Annotated in this window: 2 protein-coding genes; both read right to left on the bottom strand. The window is 44.6% G+C overall.

Going from position 1 to position 856, the window contains the following annotated elements:
• Window positions 1-568: threonine synthase (gene thrC, locus ACWHAR_RS25010; RefSeq protein WP_452088174.1), on the bottom strand; the 568-nt coding region annotated here is incomplete at its 3' end.
• A partial coding sequence (locus tag ACWHAR_RS25005; RefSeq protein ID WP_452088173.1) for an ACT domain-containing protein occupies window positions 568-856 on the bottom strand: 289 nt, incomplete at its 5' end. The genes ACWHAR_RS25005 and thrC, both read right to left, overlap by 1 nt.

The following is an 856-nucleotide window of genomic DNA, read 5'->3' as shown; positions in this document are numbered from 1 at the left end:
TGTTTCCCGCGTTTCCGACCGGGATCGCTAAAACATCAGGCGCTTCCCCCAGCTGTTCGCACACTTCGAAGGCAGCAGTTTTTTGGCCTTCAATGCGGTAAGGGTTGACTGAGTTGACAAGGGCAATCGGTGATTTCTCACAGATGGAACGGACAATTTTAAGCGCATCATCAAAGTTTCCGTCAATTGCGATAATCTCGGCTCCGTACATGACAGCTTGAGCGAGTTTTCCAAATGCAATTTTTCCGTTCGGGATGATGACAATGCATTTCATGTTAGCACGGGCTGCATATGCTGCCGCAGCAGCGGAAGTGTTACCTGTTGACGCGCACATAATCGTGTCATTGCCTTCTTCTTTTGCCTTTGCCACAGCCATAACCATTCCGCGATCTTTAAATGATCCCGTAGGATTGACGCCTTCCGTTTTGACATGAAGCTCAATTCCGAGCTGCTCAGACAGCTTCGGCAGGTGAATAAGAGGTGTGTTTCCTTCATGTAAAGTTAGCGCCGGTGTTTGATCTGTTACAGGTAAAAATTCTTTATATTGATGGATAAGTCCTTTCCACATTAGCTCCAACCGTTCCCTTCTACACGATATGTGCTTTTGACTTCTTGAACGACTTCCAAATCATTTAGGTTTTGCAGGATATCACTGAAATCAGCTTCTGATGTATGATGTGTGACAATTACGATTTCAGCTAACTCATCATGGCCTTTAATTGGCAGCTGAAGGATTTTTTCAAAGCTCACGCCCCGCTCTGAGAACACAGATGTAATTTTCGAGAATGAACCAACCTCATCTTTTACATGAATTCTTAAAAACTGCTGTGCATAAATGTCAGACGGCGATTTCATG

Source organism: Bacillus sp. LR--39, assembly GCF_053613335.1.
Note: the sequence above shows the minus strand (reverse complement) of the source record. Positions and strands in the feature narration are given on the sequence as shown.